Consider the following 15398-nt stretch of genomic DNA (forward strand, 5'->3'; position numbering starts at 1 on the left):
TTCAGTTCAACTGCGCGTGCAGCAAGGAGACGATGCGCTGCGCATCGGACGAGTTGTCCGGCTGGCCGTTCGCATCGACGACGCCGACTTGCGTGACCGAATCGGCCTTCGGCTTCACGTTGACGAGGAACTGACGCGTCGGCTTGGGCGTGCCGCCCGAAAAGAGCTTGCCGAAGAGACCGTCCTTCTTCAACTCGGCCATCGAGTCCGAGAAATGCACGTAGTAGATGCCCTTGTCGCGGTCGCGATTGTCGACCGTGAAGTTGGTGCGATCGAGCGCGAGGCCCACGCGCAGCCACGCACGATCGAACGGCTCGGCGAGATCGAGCGTGGAGCCGCCCGCGCCCTGATCGATCGCGACCTTCGCGCCGATCGGACGCGCTTGCGCCATCAACTGCTGCGACTGCTTCTCGGTCAGGCCGAACTTCTGCATCAGCTTCGTGAGCACCGCGGCTTCGAGCTGCGGATTGCGCGGACGCGCCTCCCAGCGCGACGAAGTCTTGTCCTGCCCCGTCAGCACTTCTTCCATCGCGCTGTGCGTGACGGAGATATCCGTCGAGCCGTCCGATGCGCGGTCCACCTGCGTGCGGAACATGTCGCGCGTGCCGGACGAATATGCGAAGTCGAGCAGCTTGCCCACGCTGTTTCGGAACCAGTCGTTCGGAATGTTCGCGCGATTCTCGGCCCAGTCGGTCGCCATGATGCCGGTCTGCGGCGCGTCGGTCTTGAGCGTGAAGCCGTTCTCTTCCCAGAACTCCTTGAGCGGTCCCCAGACCTGATCGGGCGAGCGGCCATCGACGACGAGCCAGCGATGATCGCCGTCGCTTTCGATGTGCATGCCGAACGGATCCTGCGCGTTCGGCACGCCGAGCGTTGCGTTGCCGGCCGGCGTGACCGCGCGCTCGGCGGCGCCGCCGAGCGAATTGATCTTCGGCGGCGCGGCATAGCGCTGGCTGATGTCGGCCGTGGTCAGATCGGACGGAACGGCAAGCGAAGGGGCGGTTTCGGCAGCCTTGTAGTTGACGCGATCCGGCGCGAGCCAGTCGTTGAGCGTGTCGCAACCCGCGAGCGCGAAGACCGCGCCGGCGCCGAGCGACAGCACGCCCAGGCGTTTGGCACGAGTAAGGAGAGCGGAACGTTTCATGAGGTCCTTCTTTGCTGCTGATGCGCATTGCCTCGCGCCGATCCCGCTCTAGCCGAGCGGCTCAGCGAGGCCAATGTCGAGGCCAATGAGCGGCGGTTGATGACTGAAGGTGAGCTTCATTTCGATCACTAGCGGCGGCGCGGCCTTTCGATTCTTTGTGACTGGCGCGGCGCCCCATGCGATCAGGCGAGAAGCCCGGAGTCGCGCAACGCGTCGCGCACCACGTCGTGGTAGCGCGCGTCGAGCGGCGTGAGCGGCAGGCGGATGCCGCCTTCCATGCGGCCGAGCGCCTGCAGCGCCCACTTGGCCGGGATCGGGTTCGATTCGCAGAAAAGTTGCTTGTGCAGCGACAGCAGTTTCAGATGAATGCGGCGCGCGGTGATGGCATCGCCTTCGATCGCGGCGCGGCAGAGCTGACTCATTTCCTTCGGCGCGACGTTGGCCGTCACCGAGATATTGCCGTGGCCGCCGAGGAGCATCAGCGCGATCGCCGTGGGATCGTCGCCGCTGAAAATGCTGAAATGCGCCGGCGCGTGCTTGATGAGATGCGCTGCGCGGTCGATGTTGCCCGTCGCTTCCTTCACGCCGATGATGCCCGGCACGTCCGCGAGGCGCAGGATCGTTTCGTTGCTCATGTCGGCAACGGTGCGGCCCGGCACGTTGTAGAGCAGCACCGGCAGATCGACGGCTTCGGCGATCGCCTTGAAATGGCGATACATGCCTTCCTGCGTCGGCTTGTTGTAATACGGAACGACTTGCAGCGTGGCGTCGGCGCCGACCTTTCTGGCCTGCTTCGAAAGCTCGATGGCTTCGGCGGTCGAATTGCCGCCCGCGCCCGCGATGATCGGAAAGCGCTTGGCCGTATGCTCGACCGCCGTCTGGATCATCAGAATGTGCTCTTCGACCGACAAAGTGGCCGATTCGCCGCTCGTGCCCACCACGACGAGACCGTTCGACCCTTGCTCGACGTGCCAGTCGATCAGTTTTCGAAACGCCGGCAGATCGAGACTACCGTCCTCGTGCATCGGTGTGACGATGGCAGGAATGCTGCCGCGGATCTGGATGCCGCCGTGTGTTCCGTTTGTCATGAAACTCTATGAATTTAATCGTGAATTTAATCGCAAAAAGCGATATTACGCGATTGTAGCGGATTAGCCGGTCAGCGCGTAACGTGGCGGACCCGAGGGGATGTTACCAATCGTGAGCGCGTTTTCCACGCGAACCGCGCAGATTCGCTGCACGTAGGCAGGACGCGGGTCGTCGACGAATCCGTCTTCGTAGGCGATCACGCGCAGCCGCCCTCTCACCGCTTCGAGCAGTTCGCCGGGTTCGAGCAGAAAGGCCGGATTCGACGGCTTGCCGATACTGCCATTGCCCGCCGCGAAGGTCTCGTAGATGAGCACGCCGCCGGGCGCGAGCGTGTCGACGAAATGCCCGAAAAGCGGCCGATGCAGATAGTTCGTGACGACGATTGCATCGAACGTTCGGTCAGCCCGAACCGGCCAGGGCGCGCCGTTTTCCAGATCGGCGACGAGCGTTTCGATGCGTTCCAGCCCCGTCATCGACGCGAGCGCGTCCGCGTCGCGATCGACAGCCAGCACTGGAAAACCGCGCGCCGCGAACCAGCGCGCGTGGCGCCCGCTCCCCGCGGCGACGTCGAGCACCGCGCCGCCGGGCGCGACGAGATGCGCCCAGCGCACGACCCACGGACTCGGCACGCCTTCCATCAGTTGTAGGACAGGCCCATGGCTTCACGCACGTCGCGCATCGTTTCCGTGGCGAACTTGCGCGCCTTGTCGCAGCCGTCCGCGACGATCGCGCGCAGAAGCGACGGATCGTCCATGTACTTCTGCGCGCGCTCCAGCATCGGTTGCTGCTCGCGCAGGATGCCTTCGATCACCGGCTGCTTGCACTCCAGGCAGCCGATGCCCGCGCTTCGGCAGCCCTTCTGCACCCATTCGTGCGTCTTTTCGTCGGTGTAGACCTGATGCAACTGCCACACCGGGCACTTGTCCGGATCGCCCGGATCGGTGCGGCGCACGCGCGCGGGGTCGGTCGGCATCTTGCGCACTTTCTGTTCGATGGTCGCCGCGTCCTCGCGCAAGCCGATGGTGTTGCCGTAAGACTTCGACATTTTCTGGCCATCGAGACCCGGCATGCGCGACGCTTCCGTGAGTAGAACCTGCGGCTCGACCAGAATCAGCTTGCGCGCGCCTTCGAGATAGCCGAAGAGGCGCTCGCGATCGCTCATCGACAGGCTTTGCGACTCCTGCAGCATCGCGCGCGCTTGCTCGAGCGCTTCGTCGTCGCCTTCCTGCTGATACGCGACGCGCAGTTCGTGATACAGCTTCGCGCGCTTGCCGCCGAGCTTCTTCGCCGCTTCGAGCGCCTTCTCCTCGAAATCCGGCTCTTTGCCGTAGAGATAATTGAAGCGGCGCGCGATCTCACGCGTCATTTCGACGTGCGGCACCTGATCCTCGCCGACCGGCACGAGCGACGCGCGATACAGCAGGATGTCCGCCGCCATCAGCACCGGATAGCCGAGAAAGCCGTACGTCGACAAGTCTTTCTCGCGGAGCTTCTCGATCTGCTCCTTGTAGGTCGGCACGCGTTCGAGCCAGCCGAGCGGCGTACCCATGCCGAGCAACAGCGAAAGTTCGGCGTGCTCGGGCACGCGGCTCTGGATGAAGAGCGTCGCCTGTGCGGGATCGATGCCCGACGCCAGCCAGTCGATGAGCACTTCCCAGACGTTTTTCTCGATGACCTCGGGCGTTTCGTAGTGCGTCGTGAGCGCGTGCCAGTCGACGACCGCGAAGAAGCACGGATATTCGGACTGCAGCCGCACCCAGTTTTTCAGCACGCCGTGATAGTGGCCGAGGTGCAGCGACCCGGTGGGCCGCATGCCGGAGAAGATACGGTCAGGGAACATGATGTTATGGGAATAGTGAAGCGAGGGGATTCAGAATAGCCGACACCGCCGTATAGCCGACGTTCACGAGCGGCCCGAGCCAGAATCGCGTGAGCACGCCGGTCACGACGAGCGCCATCACGATGAAGAAGCCGTAAGGCTCGAGCTTCGAAAACGCAATCGACGCGCGCACCGGCAAAAGCGCCATGACGACGCGCCCGCCGTCGAGCGGCGGCAACGGAAACAGATTCAGCACGCCGAGCACGAGATTCACGCTGATGCCCGCCTGAGCCATGCCCGTGAAGAACGGCTCGTCGATGTGAAAGGCTCGCAGCAGCACGAAGATCACGCCCCAGACGATCGCCTGCGCGAAATTGCTGCCCGGCCCCGCCGCGGCGACCCACAGGCTGCCCCAGCGCGGATTGCGCAGATTGCCGAACGCCACCGGCACCGGCTTCGCGTAGCCGAACATGAACGCGCCGCTCGTCACGAAATACAGGACGATCGGAATGACGATCGTGCCGATCGGATCGATATGGCGCATCGGGTTCATCGAAACGCGGCCGAGCACGTAGGCCGTGTTGTCGCCGAGCAAGCGCGCGGCATAGCCATGCGCGGCCTCGTGCAGCGTGATCGCGAAAATCACGGGGAGCGCGTAGACCGCGATGGTTTGTATCAGGGAAGCATCCATAGGGCGGTATTGTAACAAGCAGGCAGGTAGGATCAGACACGCGCGGCGGCGCCGGGCGCGCACTATTTCGCCCATGGTGTGAGCAAACGCTTAATCGGGTCTTAGGCCCGTGTGCGCTACTGCGCGGCGCTCGAGGCCGTGAGCCCGAACGGTTCGAGACTGCCCCGCCCCGCGCGCACGAGCACCGGCTCCCCCGAGGAAAGATCGATCACCGTCGACGGCTCCGCCGGGCACGCGCCGGCATCGATCACGAGTTCGACCTGTTTTTCAAGCCGTTCGCGGATTTCCTCCGCGTCGTTGAGCGGTTCGGTGTCGGGCGGCAGGATCAGCGTCGATGCAAGCAGCGGTTCGCCGAGCGCCTCCAGCAGCGCGAGCGTGATCGCGTGATCGGGCACGCGCAGCCCGATCGTCTTGCGCGACGGATGCGAAAGCCGCCGCGGCACTTCCTTGGTCGCCTGCAGCACGAACACGTACGGCCCCGGCGTCACCGACTTGATGAGCCGGTATTGCTGGTTGTCGACCATCGCGAAGTTGGAAAGCTCGGACAGGTCGCGCACGAGCAGCGACAGCAACTGTTTGTCGTCGATGCCGCGCACGCGCCGCAATCGCTCGACCGCGTCTTTATCGTCGAGATGGCAGCCGAGCGCGTAGCTCGAATCCGTCGGCAACGCGACGAGACCGCCGTCCTTGATGATCTGCACGGCCTGATTGATGAGCCGCGGCTGCGGATTGTCCGGATGAATGCGAAAGAATTGAGACATGGCGACGCCTTGTTGTTTCGATCGTTATCACGAAGGCCTCGGGCGCGGCGCGAAACACGCGAAAAGCGCCTCACGCGACGTGCGTGCGAAAAATAATCGTTGATGCAAAGACCGTGCGCGAGCGATAAAAGACGCGCGCCGAACGAACGCTACAGCCAGCGTTCCCAGACGGGCGTGAGATCGTCGGGCAGCGGGGGAAGCAGGCCGAGGTCGACGCGCCCTTCGCCCGCGCCGTGAAAGTCCGATCCGCGCGATGCCTCGAAACCGTAGCGGCGCGCGACATCGGCGTATTCGCGATATTGATCGGGCGTGTGGCTGCCCGTCACGACTTCAATCGCTTTTCCGCCGAGCTGGATGAATTCGTCGAACAGCGCGGCGAATTCGACCGGCGTGAAGTCGTAACGGCCCGGATGCGCGATGATCGGTTCGCCGCCCGCATCCTTGATCCACCTCACGGCGTCGGCGAGCTTCGCCCAGCGATGCCCGACGAAGCCCGGCTTGCCGTCGCCGAGATAGCGCGCGAACACGTCCGATGTGGACTGCGCGTAGCCCGCCTCCACGAGATAGCGCGCGAAGTGCGTACGCGAGATCATGTCGGGATCGTCCGTGAAGCGCAGCGCGCCCTTGTAGCAATCCGGAATGCCGGCTGCCGCCAGCGCCTCGCCGATCGCCACGCCGCGCGCCGCGCGCCCGTTGCGCGTGGCTTCGAGTCCTTTGCACAGCGCGTCGTCATGCGGATCGACGTTCATTCCGACGATATGCACCGTGCGCGACGCCCACGTCACCGAAATCTCCACGCCGGACAGATAGCGCATGCCGAGCGCCTCCGCGGTCTGCTTCGCTTCGTCCTGCCCGCCGAGCTGATCGTGATCCGTCAGCGACCACAGCGTGACGCCGTTCGCGTGCGCGCGCGCCGCGACCTCGCCGGGCGCGAACTGGCCGTCGGACACGGTGGAGTGGCAATGCAGATCGGCGTTCATTTTCGGCTCTGAAATATGTCTCACATTCTAACTGTATCGGCATGACGCGCCGGTGATGTCCTTGCTCCGTTCCGTGCCATGCCGCTCATGCACAGAACGTTTCGATCAGCGCCGCGACCCGCTCCGGCTGATCGTGATGGATCATATGACCGGCTTCGTCGACGATTTCCTCGCGCCAGTCCGGAAACGCCTGGAAACGCGCCTTGAAGTCGGCGATGGGCGTTTCACCCGCGAACGTCGCGAGCGTCGGCGAATCCTTGGCCTCGACGTGCAGCACGGGCGCCGCGACGCGCGACCACGCGGCGCTCACCTCGTCCAGCCGATAAAGCGTCGGACCGCGCAGCTTGTGCGCCGGATCGGCGAGCAGATGGAAGCGCCCGTCGCTTTCCTCGCGCGACCAGTGCTGTGCGAGATAGCGCGCCCGGGCGAGCGGCAGACGCGGATTCGTGCGGATCAGCCGGTCGGCGACTTCGTCGAGACTCGCGTAGCTGCGCAGCGCGGGCGGCGCACGCAGATCGTCGAGCCACTGGGCGATGCGTCCCGGCGACTGCGACGCGCGCGCCGCCGGCAAACCGAAGCCTTCCAGATCGACGACGCGCCGCACGCGCGCCGGCCGCACACCCGCATACAACAGCGCAACATTCGCGCCCATGCTGTGCCCGACGAGATTCACCGGCTCGAACGGCGCGTAATGGTCGAGCAGCACGTCGAGATCCGACAGATAGTCCGGAAAGTAGTAATGCCCGCCGCCCTTCTGCGCGACCGGCCAGTCGGACAGGCCGAAGCCGCGCGCATCGGGCGCGAGCACTTGCCAGCCGCCCGCGAGCGCATCGACGACGAACTGAAACGACGCGCCGATATCCATCCAGCCGTGCAGCATGAAAAGCATCGGAGCGTCGGGCGAACCCCAGCGGCGGACGTGCAGGCGCGCGCCGCGCGCATCGACGAATTCGGAGCGCGATTGTTTCATCGTGTCGTCTCGAAGGTAAAAAAGGATGATCGTTCGATTATAGCGGCGATGGCGCGGCGCTACTGCGCGCCGTCCAGACCCGCGAGCGCGCGCAGTTCGGCTTCGTCGAAACCGGCGTCGCGGCGCGCCTCGAAGTTGAACGGACCGCGCAGCTTCGGCGCGTGATATTGCGGGGCGAGACGTTCGTAGGTCGAGTACGGATCGAGATGATCGGCATCGCAAAGAAAGCGGAACCAGCGGTTGCCGATCAGCACATGGCCGATTTCGTCGCGCAGGATCACGTCGAGAATCGCGGCGGACGCGTGATCGCCCGCCTGCGCGAGACGCTTTCTGATCGGCGGCGATGCGTCCAGGCCGCGCGCCTCCAGCGTGCGCGGCACGAGCGCCATGCGCGCGAGCACGTCGCCGCGCGTGCGCTGGGCCATTTCCCACAGGCCGTCGTGCGCCGGGAAATCGCCGTAAGCGTGGCCGAATTCGGCGAGCCGCGCGCTCAGCAGCGAGAAGTGATGCGCCTCCTCCGCCGCGACTTTCAACCAGTCGAGATAAAAATCCAGCGGCATCGACGGGAATCGCCAGACGGCATCGAGCGCGAGGTTGATCGCGTTGAACTCGATATGCGCGAGCGCATGCAGCAAGACGGCGCGCCCCGCGTCCGACTGCATGCTGCGCCGTTTCAACGACGACGGCGCGACGAGTTCCGGCCGATCCGGCCGCCCCGGCAGATCGTCGGGTTCCACGAGCGTGGCGCGCGGATCGATGCACGATGGCCGCGCGCACGCCGCATCGAAAAGCGCGCGCGCTTGCGCCGCCTTCGTCGCGGGATCGCACTCGGCGAGAATTGCGAGCGCCGCGCGGCGGGCACAGGCATCGGCATCGGCATCGGGGAACATCGCAGGGTCGTGCATCGGACTGTCTCGAAAACGGGCGTCGAACGTGGCGGAAAAGCGGACGCTTACGGCAAACAGCTAAAATGGTAATCCCGGAGAACGCCGCATAACGCGTAACAATGCGCGGCCTCGCAGACTAGCAGTCTCGCCGGCAGGCGCGCATTGTAGTCCCACCATCACGACACCCGCCTCAGGAGACAATGTGGCCATCTACAAACTCGGCGACGACGCGCCGACCATCCACGAAAGCGTGTTTCTCGCCGACACCGCGACCATCATCGGCCGCGTGACGCTCGAAGAGAACGCGAGTGTCTGGCCGGGCGCGGCGCTGCGCGGCGACAACGAGCCGATCGTCGTCGGGCGCGGCAGCAACGTGCAGGAAGGCGCGGTGCTGCACGCGGATCCGGGCTTTCCTCTGACGATCGAGAACGACGTCACCGTCGGCCATCAGGCGATGCTGCACGGCTGCACGATCAAGGAAGGCTCGCTGATCGGGATTCAGGCGGTGGTCTTGAATGGCGCGGTCATCGGCCGCAACTGTCTGGTTGGCGCGGGCGCCGTCGTCACCGAAGGCAAAGTGTTTCCGGACAACACGCTGATTCTGGGCTCGCCCGCTAAAGCGGTGCGGGAGATCGGCGAGGCGGACATCGCCCGCATGCGCGCGGCCACGGCAAGTTATGCCGACCGGCGCGAATATTACAAGGCGCAGCTCGTGCGCATCGGCTGAACGGACGTCGCGCACGACGGCGCAGCAGCCTCAACACCCAAGGAAGAGTTGTGAACGACCAGTTGCAGAAATTCATGTTCAACGCGGCGCCGGTGCGCGGCGAGATCGTCTCATTGCGGCACACGTGGCAGGAAGTGCTCGCGCGCCGCTCGTATCCGCTGGCGGTGCGCAACGTGCTCGGCGAGATGATGGCCGCGTGCGCGTTGCTGTCGGCGAATCTCAAGTTCGACGGCACGCTCGTCATGCAGATCTACGGCGACGGCCCCGTGAAGATGCTGGTCGTGCAATGCAACTCGAACCTGTCGCTGCGCGCGACCGCCAAGCTCGCGGACGGCGTCGAAAGCGAGCTCGACGGCGAATTGTCGCTGCCCGAACTGCTGAACCGGCACGGGCGCGGCCGCTGCGTCATCACGCTCGATCCCGCCGACAAGAAACCGGGACAGCAGCCGTATCAGGGCATCGTGCCGCTGTCGGGCGAGCACGGCCCGCTCAAGTCGATGGCCGAAGTCCTCGAGCACTACATGCATCACTCGGAACAGCTCGACACGCGTCTGTGGCTCGCGGCGGACACCGATCGCGCGGTCGGCATGCTGCTGCAAAAGCTGCCGGGCGATGGCGGCATCGTCCCGCATCCGGGCGAGCACGATTCCGATACGTGGCAGCGCGTCTGCCATCTCGGCAGCACGCTGTCGAACGAGGAATTGCTGAAGGAAGAGCCGGATACGGTGTTCAAGCGTCTCTTCTGGCAGGAGAACGTGCAGCACTTCGAGCCCGCGCCGGCGCGCTTCCAGTGCACCTGTTCGCGCGAAAAGGTGGGCGGCATGCTGAAGATGCTGGGCCGCGAGGAAGTCGACAGCGTGCTCGAAGAGCGCGGCAACGTCGAAGTGCATTGCGAGTTCTGCAATCAGCGCTACGAGTTCGACACGGTCGACGTTACGCAACTTTTTGTCGCAAACGACGTCTCACAAGGCGTGAGTCCGGCGTCGGACCAGCGTCACTGACGCGCCGCCCGAGCCTTGTCCAGCGGGGTTTCAGTGCTGTGCGCCGGCCGCGGCGAACGCGTGGCGCGCGAGTTGCGGCCTCAGTCTCACGACAGACGCCGCACGCTATGATGGGACTCCTGCACAGATGTCCGGCCCGCTGGAGGTCGCAAAATGAAAACCGCAACGCTCAACTGGAAATTGCTGCCGTGTCTTGCCGCGGCCGCGCTCGTCGCCGGCTGCATGATGGATCCGCCTGGCCCGTCGCCGATCTATAGCCGCCTGCCTGACACGGCGCCCGCGCCGCAGCAGACGCTCACGTCGCAGCAGCAGATGGAACGCTACAACGCCATCGACAAGCAGGCGTTGAACGAATCGCAACAAGCCGCCGCCGCGGGCAATGCGGCGAAGACGATGTCGCAGTTCTATGCGCCCGCGCCGGTCTCGGTGTACGGCGGCTATTCGAGCGGCGGCTGGGGCGGTCCTTACTGGGGCACCGGCGTCGGCTTCGGTACCTGGTGGTAATCCAGTCGCAGATGCAAAAATGGCGCGGTCGATGACCGCGCCATTTTTTTTCGATCGAAATCCGGCCGTTACTGCGCCGCGCCCTGCTGTTTTTTCTTCGCTTCGGCCGCCTTGTCCTTTTGCGCCTTCTTGTCCAGCTCGCGCAACTCCTGCTTCGAGCGCGACACCGGATTGGGCACCACGCGCAAAGGCGCCGCCGAGACCTGCCCGCGCGTCGAGCCGTTCATGCCCGGCATGTTCGCGGAATTGACGGGCGCATTCGAATTCGGCGAGACGAACTGTACGAACACCTCGCTGTCCTTCACCATCCCCATTTCGTAGCGCGCGCGCTCTTCCACGGCGGCGGTGCCGTTTTGCAGATCCTGCACTTCACCTTGCACGCGTTCGTTGCGCAGTCGCAGGTTGGTGTTCTTCTCCGCCTGCTGCGCGAGCTGCTGCTGCAATTCATGCACGCGCAGCCAGCCGCCGTGCCCCCACCAGAGCGGGTATTGGATCAGCACCAGCAACAAGACCAGAACGACAGTTACGAGCCGCATTCACGTAGCCGAAATAAGCGCCGCCCGGCGACGAACATGCCGTGGGCGGCGGGCTTCAAAATATGACGCTTCGATCAGCACCAAGCGTCCTTATCGACTAAAGCGGCAAAAGCTTTAGCGCAAGTTATAAAACGCCGACTTGCCCGGGTAGCTTGCGATATCGCCGAGATCTTCCTCGATGCGCAAAAGCTGGTTGTACTTCGAGATGCGGTCGCTGCGCGACAGCGAACCGGTCTTGATCTGGCCGGCGTTCAGGCCGACGGCGATGTCGGCAATGGTCGAATCTTCCGTTTCGCCGGAACGGTGCGAGATGACCGCCGTGTAGCCCGCGCGCTTGGCCATTTCGATCGCCGCGAAGGTTTCCGTCAGCGTGCCGATCTGGTTGATCTTGATGAGAATCGAGTTGGCGATGCCCTTCTCGATGCCTTCCTTCAGGATGCGCGTGTTCGTCACGAAGAGATCGTCGCCGACGAGCTGGATCTTCTTGCCGAGGCGGTCGGTCAGGATCTTCCAGCCTTCCCAGTCGCTTTCGTGCATGCCGTCTTCGATGGAGACGATCGGGAACTTGTCGACGAGATTCGCGAGGTAATCGGTGAATTCAGCCGACGAGAGTTGCAGGCCTTCGCCCGCCAGTTGGTACTTGCCGTCGTGGTAGAACTCGCTCGCCGCGCAGTCGAGCGCGAGCAGCACGTCTTCGCCCGCGCGATAGCCGGCCTTCTCGATGGCTTGCAGGATGGTCGACAGGCACTCTTCGTTGCTGCCGAAGTTCGGCGCGAAGCCGCCTTCGTCGCCCACCGCCGTGCTCTGGCCGCGCTCGGCGAGAATCTTCTTCAGCGCATGGAACACTTCCGCGCCGCAACGCAGCGCTTCGCGGAACGTCGGCTGGCTCACCGGCACGATCATGAATTCCTGGATGTCCAGGCTATTGTTCGCGTGCGCGCCGCCGTTGACGATGTTCATCATCGGCACCGGAAGCTGCATCGCGCCGGAGCCGCCGAAGTAGCGGTAGAGCGGCAGGCCGGCTTCTTCAGCCGCGGCTTTGGCGACGGCCATCGACACGGCGAGCATCGCGTTCGCGCCGAGGCGCGACTTGTTGTCGGTGCCGTCGAGCTCGAGCAGAGTCTTGTCGAGGAAAGCCTGTTCCGAGGCGTCGAGGCCCATGATGGCTTCGGAAATCTCGGTGTTGATGTGTTCGACGGCCTTCAGCACGCCCTTGCCGTTATAGCGGCCGGCTTCGTCGTCGCGCAGTTCGATGGCTTCGCGCGAACCGGTGGACGCACCCGACGGCACCGCTGCGCGGCCCATCGTGCCCGATTCGAGCAACACGTCGCATTCGACGGTCGGATTGCCTCGCGAATCGAGAATCTCGCGGCCGATGATATCTACGATAGCACTCATGGTTTCCTCAAGAAATGACGATGAATTCTGTCAGTCACAACGAAACGCGCCGCCTGCTTTTACACTTCGATACACGCTGCGCACGCGCTAAGACAGGCTTCGCTTCGACCGTCCCGATGCGCGCCGGCTGCGGTGCCGGCGCGACAAAGCGGACGTTGCGGATAAGCGACCCGCCCGGTGACCCGCTTTCGCAACACGGGCGCCGATCATGACGCCCGTGCCGTACTGCGTTCTGCCGCGCCCGCTCAGTTGAAGTCGTTCTCGAGGAACGAACCGCTCTTCACCGCGCGATCGATCGTAATGAGCGTCGAAAGCAGCGCTTCCATGTGATGCAGCGGCACCGCGTTCGGGCCGTCGGACTTCGCGCAGGCCGGGTCCGGATGCGTCTCCATGAAAAGACCCGCGACGCCGGTTGCGACCGCCGCACGCGCCAGCACTGGCACGAACTCGCGCTGACCGCCCGAACTCGTGCCCTGCCCGCCCGGCAACTGCACCGAATGCGTCGCGTCGAACACGACGGGCGCATTGGTCTCGCGCATGATCGCGAGCGAGCGCATGTCGGACACGAGATTGTTATAGCCGAACGACACGCCGCGCTCGCACGCCATGAAGCGGTCTTCCGACAGACCTGCTTCACGCGCGGCGTCGCGCGCCTTGTCGATCACGTTCTTCATGTCGTGCGGCGCGAGAAACTGGCCCTTCTTGATGTTGACCGGTTTGCCCGAACGCGCGCACGCATGGATGAAGTCGGTCTGACGGCACAGGAACGCGGGCGTCTGCAGCACGTCCACGACCGATGCGACCGCTTCGATTTCCTCTTCGGTATGCACGTCCGTCAGAACGGGCACGCCGAGCTGCTTCTTCACTTCGCCGAGAATGCGCAGGCCTTCGTCCATGCCCGGGCCGCGATACGACTTGCCCGAGCTGCGGTTGGCCTTGTCGAACGACGACTTGTAGATGAACGGAATTCCGAGCTTCTGCGTGATTTCCTTCAGCCGCCCAGCGACGTCGATCGTCATTTGCTCCGACTCGACGACGCATGTGCCCGCGATCAGGAAGAACGGCTTGTCGAGGCCGGCTTCGAAATGACACAGCTTCATGCTTGCGCTCCCGCGGTAGCCTTGACCGGCGCGTTCACGTTCTCGCCCAGAGCGTGCGCGCGCGCCGCTTCGACGAACGCCTTGAAGAGCGGATGACCGTCGCGCGGCGTCGACGTGAATTCGGGGTGGAACTGCACACCGACGAACCAAGGGTGCAGCGACTGCGGCAACTCCATCATCTCGGGCAGATCCTCGCTCGGGGTACGGGCGCTGATGATAAGCCCGCCGGCTTCGAGCTGGGGCACGAAACGGTTATTGACTTCATAACGGTGACGATGACGCTCGTTCACATCGCTGCCGTAGATGCGCTCGGCCATCGTGCCGGGCTTGATCGGGCACTTCTGCGAGCCGAGGCGCATCGTGCCGCCAAGGTCCGATTCTTCGTTGCGCTTCTCGATGCGTCCCGCGCGGTCGTACCACTCGGTGATGAGCGCGACGACCGGATTTTGCGTGTCCTGATCGAATTCGGTGGAATTCGCATCGGTGAGACCGGCGACGTCGCGTGCGAACTCGATCACCGCGAGCTGCATGCCGAGGCAGATGCCGAGATACGGCGTCTTCGATTCGCGTGCGTAGCGGATCGCCTTGATCTTGCCTTCCGTGCCGCGACGGCCGAAACCGCCCGGCACGAGCACGGCGTCGAGGTGCTTCAAGGCATCGGTGCCTTCGGCGTCGATCTGCTCCGAATCGATGTACTCGATGTTCACCTTCGTCGACGTATGGATGGCCGCGTGGCGCAGCGCCTCGATCAGCGACTTGTACGACTCCGTGAGTTCGACGTACTTGCCAACCATGCCGATGGTCACTTCGTTCTTCGGATTCTCGAGCTTCTCGACGAGATTCGACCACATGGTCAGATCGGCCGGCGGCGGCGAGAGCTTGAGTTCTTCGCAGATGATGTCGTCGAGATGCTGGTCGTTGAGCATCTGCGGAATCTTGTAGATGCTGTCCGCGTCCCACACGGAAATGACCGCGTCTTCCGGCACGTTCGAGAACATGGAGATCTTGGCGCGCTCGTCGTCGGGAATGCGGCGGTCGGCGCGGCACAGCAGCACGTTCGGATAGATACCGATTTCGCGCAGCTTCTGCACGCTGTGCTGCGTGGGCTTCGTCTTCAGCTCGCCCGCGGTCGCGATGAACGGCACGAGCGTCAGGTGCACGAAGCACGCGCTATTGCGGCCCATGCGCAAGCTCATCTGACGCGCGGCTTCGAGGAACGGCAGCGATTCGATGTCGCCCACCGTGCCGCCGACTTCCACGATCGCCACGTCCGGCTGCCCGCACGTCGCCGCTGCGGCGCCACGCTCGACGAAAGCCTGGATTTCGTTGGTGATGTGCGGAATGACCTGCACCGTCTTGCCGAGATATTCGCCGCGGCGTTCCTTGCGAATCACCGATTCGTAGATCTGGCCCGTGGTGAAGTTGTTGGCCTTGCGCATCTTCGTGCTGATGAAGCGCTCGTAGTGGCCGAGGTCGAGGTCGGTTTCCGCGCCGTCTTCCGTCACGAACACTTCCCCGTGCTGGAACGGGCTCATCGTGCCGGGGTCGACGTTGATGTACGGATCGAGCTTGAGGAGAGTGACTTTGAGACCGCGCGATTCGAGGATCGCGGCGAGGGAGGCGGCGGCAATACCCTTGCCAAGGGACGAAACTACGCCGCCGGTGACGAATACATATTTGGTCATCGCTAGATGCTCGCGGGAAAAACGGATTATACCGTAAAGGCAGGCTCCGACGAAGCGCGCCAGGCGCGGACATTGACTACAAATCCGCGCATTTCAGCGTCATTTT

Annotated in this window: 16 protein-coding genes; 3 read left to right on the plus strand and 13 right to left on the minus strand. The window is 64.0% G+C overall.

From position 1 onward, the window contains the following. Position 1: 1 nt before the first annotated feature. From bamC to AWB77_RS19830, 9 genes are all read right to left on the minus strand, one after another. Positions 2-1144, minus strand: coding sequence for an NlpB/DapX family lipoprotein (gene bamC / locus AWB77_RS19790; RefSeq protein ID WP_061136155.1), 1143 nt, complete (start codon positions 1142-1144; stop codon positions 2-4). A 182-nt stretch (positions 1145-1326) separates the two neighbouring features. Continuing rightward, a complete protein-coding gene (gene dapA / locus AWB77_RS19795) occupies positions 1327-2232 on the minus strand; it encodes a 4-hydroxy-tetrahydrodipicolinate synthase (protein WP_061136156.1) in 906 nt (301 codons plus the stop codon). Between the two features lie 63 nt (positions 2233-2295). Then, positions 2296-2871 (minus strand): class I SAM-dependent methyltransferase, encoded by a 576-nt coding sequence (locus AWB77_RS19800; protein WP_061136157.1) that lies wholly within the window; start codon positions 2869-2871, stop codon positions 2296-2298. Then, entirely contained in the window at positions 2871-4073 is a 1203-nt protein-coding gene (locus AWB77_RS19805) for a tryptophan--tRNA ligase (protein WP_061136158.1), read from the minus strand. Before AWB77_RS19805 ends, AWB77_RS19800 begins: the two co-directional genes overlap by 1 nt. A gap of 4 nt (positions 4074-4077) precedes the next feature. After that, a complete protein-coding gene (locus AWB77_RS19810; RefSeq protein ID WP_008341863.1) occupies positions 4078-4743 on the minus strand; it encodes a site-2 protease family protein in 666 nt (221 codons plus the stop codon). Between the two features lie 116 nt (positions 4744-4859). Next, a complete protein-coding gene (locus tag AWB77_RS19815) occupies positions 4860-5504 on the minus strand; it encodes an L-threonylcarbamoyladenylate synthase (protein WP_061136159.1) in 645 nt (214 codons plus the stop codon). A gap of 149 nt (positions 5505-5653) precedes the next feature. After that, positions 5654-6484, minus strand: coding sequence for a 3',5'-nucleoside bisphosphate phosphatase (locus AWB77_RS19820; protein WP_061136160.1), 831 nt, complete (start codon positions 6482-6484; stop codon positions 5654-5656). Positions 6485-6569: 85 nt separating this feature from the next. Beyond that, a complete protein-coding gene (locus tag AWB77_RS19825; RefSeq protein WP_061136161.1) occupies positions 6570-7454 on the minus strand; it encodes an alpha/beta fold hydrolase in 885 nt (294 codons plus the stop codon). Positions 7455-7513: 59 nt separating this feature from the next. Then, the gene (locus tag AWB77_RS19830) at positions 7514-8359 is read right to left on the minus strand and encodes a ferritin-like domain-containing protein (protein ID WP_061136162.1); all 846 of its coding nucleotides are present in this window, start codon (positions 8357-8359) and stop codon (positions 7514-7516) included. A gap of 184 nt (positions 8360-8543) precedes the next feature. Between AWB77_RS19830 and AWB77_RS19835 the strand changes: the two genes are divergently transcribed. The 3 genes from AWB77_RS19835 (at position 8544) to AWB77_RS19845 (ending at position 10573) form a co-directional block, all read left to right on the plus strand. Beyond that, a complete protein-coding gene (locus AWB77_RS19835; protein ID WP_061136163.1) occupies positions 8544-9068 on the plus strand; it encodes a gamma carbonic anhydrase family protein in 525 nt (174 codons plus the stop codon). A 50-nt stretch (positions 9069-9118) separates the two neighbouring features. After that, a complete protein-coding gene (hslO, locus tag AWB77_RS19840) occupies positions 9119-10069 on the plus strand; it encodes an Hsp33 family molecular chaperone HslO (RefSeq protein WP_061136164.1) in 951 nt (316 codons plus the stop codon). 153 nt (positions 10070-10222) lie between these two features. Beyond that, positions 10223-10573 carry a hypothetical protein gene (locus AWB77_RS19845; RefSeq protein WP_061136165.1) on the plus strand — a complete coding sequence of 117 codons (351 nt, stop codon included), beginning with the start codon at positions 10223-10225 and terminating at the stop codon, positions 10571-10573. A gap of 68 nt (positions 10574-10641) precedes the next feature. Here AWB77_RS19845 and ftsB read toward each other — a convergent pair whose 3' ends face one another. From ftsB to pyrG, 4 genes are all read right to left on the minus strand, one after another. Next, a complete protein-coding gene (gene ftsB / locus AWB77_RS19850; protein ID WP_061136166.1) occupies positions 10642-11109 on the minus strand; it encodes a cell division protein FtsB in 468 nt (155 codons plus the stop codon). 114 nt (positions 11110-11223) lie between these two features. Continuing rightward, positions 11224-12507: a phosphopyruvate hydratase gene (gene eno, locus AWB77_RS19855; protein WP_061136167.1), complete on the minus strand. Its 1284-nt coding sequence runs from the start codon at positions 12505-12507 to the stop codon at positions 11224-11226. Positions 12508-12752: 245 nt separating this feature from the next. Next, positions 12753-13607: a 3-deoxy-8-phosphooctulonate synthase gene (gene kdsA, locus AWB77_RS19860; RefSeq protein ID WP_008341878.1), complete on the minus strand. Its 855-nt coding sequence runs from the start codon at positions 13605-13607 to the stop codon at positions 12753-12755. Continuing rightward, positions 13604-15292, minus strand: a complete 1689-nt coding sequence (gene pyrG / locus AWB77_RS19865; protein ID WP_061136168.1) for a CTP synthase — start codon at positions 15290-15292, stop codon at positions 13604-13606. The genes kdsA and pyrG overlap by 4 nt, the downstream gene beginning before the upstream one ends. Positions 15293-15398: the final 106 nt, after the last annotated feature.

Origin of the sequence: Caballeronia fortuita (assembly GCF_001544835.2) — a bacterium.
Taxonomy (GTDB): domain Bacteria; phylum Pseudomonadota; class Gammaproteobacteria; order Burkholderiales; family Burkholderiaceae; genus Caballeronia; species Caballeronia fortuita.

Coding starts and splice junctions, on each gene's coding strand:
- bamC (WP_061136155.1), bottom strand. CDS start 1,144: ATGAAACGTTCCGCTCTCCTTACTCGTGCCAAACGCCTGGGCGTGCTG.
- dapA (WP_061136156.1), bottom strand. CDS start 2,232: ATGACAAACGGAACACACGGCGGCATCCAGATCCGCGGCAGCATTCCT.
- AWB77_RS19800 (WP_061136157.1), bottom strand. CDS start 2,871: ATGGAAGGCGTGCCGAGTCCGTGGGTCGTGCGCTGGGCGCATCTCGTC.
- AWB77_RS19805 (WP_061136158.1), bottom strand. CDS start 4,073: ATGTTCCCTGACCGTATCTTCTCCGGCATGCGGCCCACCGGGTCGCTG.
- AWB77_RS19810 (WP_008341863.1), bottom strand. CDS start 4,743: ATGGATGCTTCCCTGATACAAACCATCGCGGTCTACGCGCTCCCCGTG.
- AWB77_RS19815 (WP_061136159.1), bottom strand. CDS start 5,504: ATGTCTCAATTCTTTCGCATTCATCCGGACAATCCGCAGCCGCGGCTC.
- AWB77_RS19820 (WP_061136160.1), bottom strand. CDS start 6,484: ATGAACGCCGATCTGCATTGCCACTCCACCGTGTCCGACGGCCAGTTC.
- AWB77_RS19825 (WP_061136161.1), bottom strand. CDS start 7,454: ATGAAACAATCGCGCTCCGAATTCGTCGATGCGCGCGGCGCGCGCCTG.
- AWB77_RS19830 (WP_061136162.1), bottom strand. CDS start 8,359: ATGCACGACCCTGCGATGTTCCCCGATGCCGATGCCGATGCCTGTGCC.
- AWB77_RS19845 (WP_061136165.1), top strand. CDS start 10,223: ATGAAAACCGCAACGCTCAACTGGAAATTGCTGCCGTGTCTTGCCGCG.
- ftsB (WP_061136166.1), bottom strand. CDS start 11,109: ATGCGGCTCGTAACTGTCGTTCTGGTCTTGTTGCTGGTGCTGATCCAA.
- eno (WP_061136167.1), bottom strand. CDS start 12,507: ATGAGTGCTATCGTAGATATCATCGGCCGCGAGATTCTCGATTCGCGA.
- kdsA (WP_008341878.1), bottom strand. CDS start 13,607: ATGAAGCTGTGTCATTTCGAAGCCGGCCTCGACAAGCCGTTCTTCCTG.
- pyrG (WP_061136168.1), bottom strand. CDS start 15,292: ATGACCAAATATGTATTCGTCACCGGCGGCGTAGTTTCGTCCCTTGGC.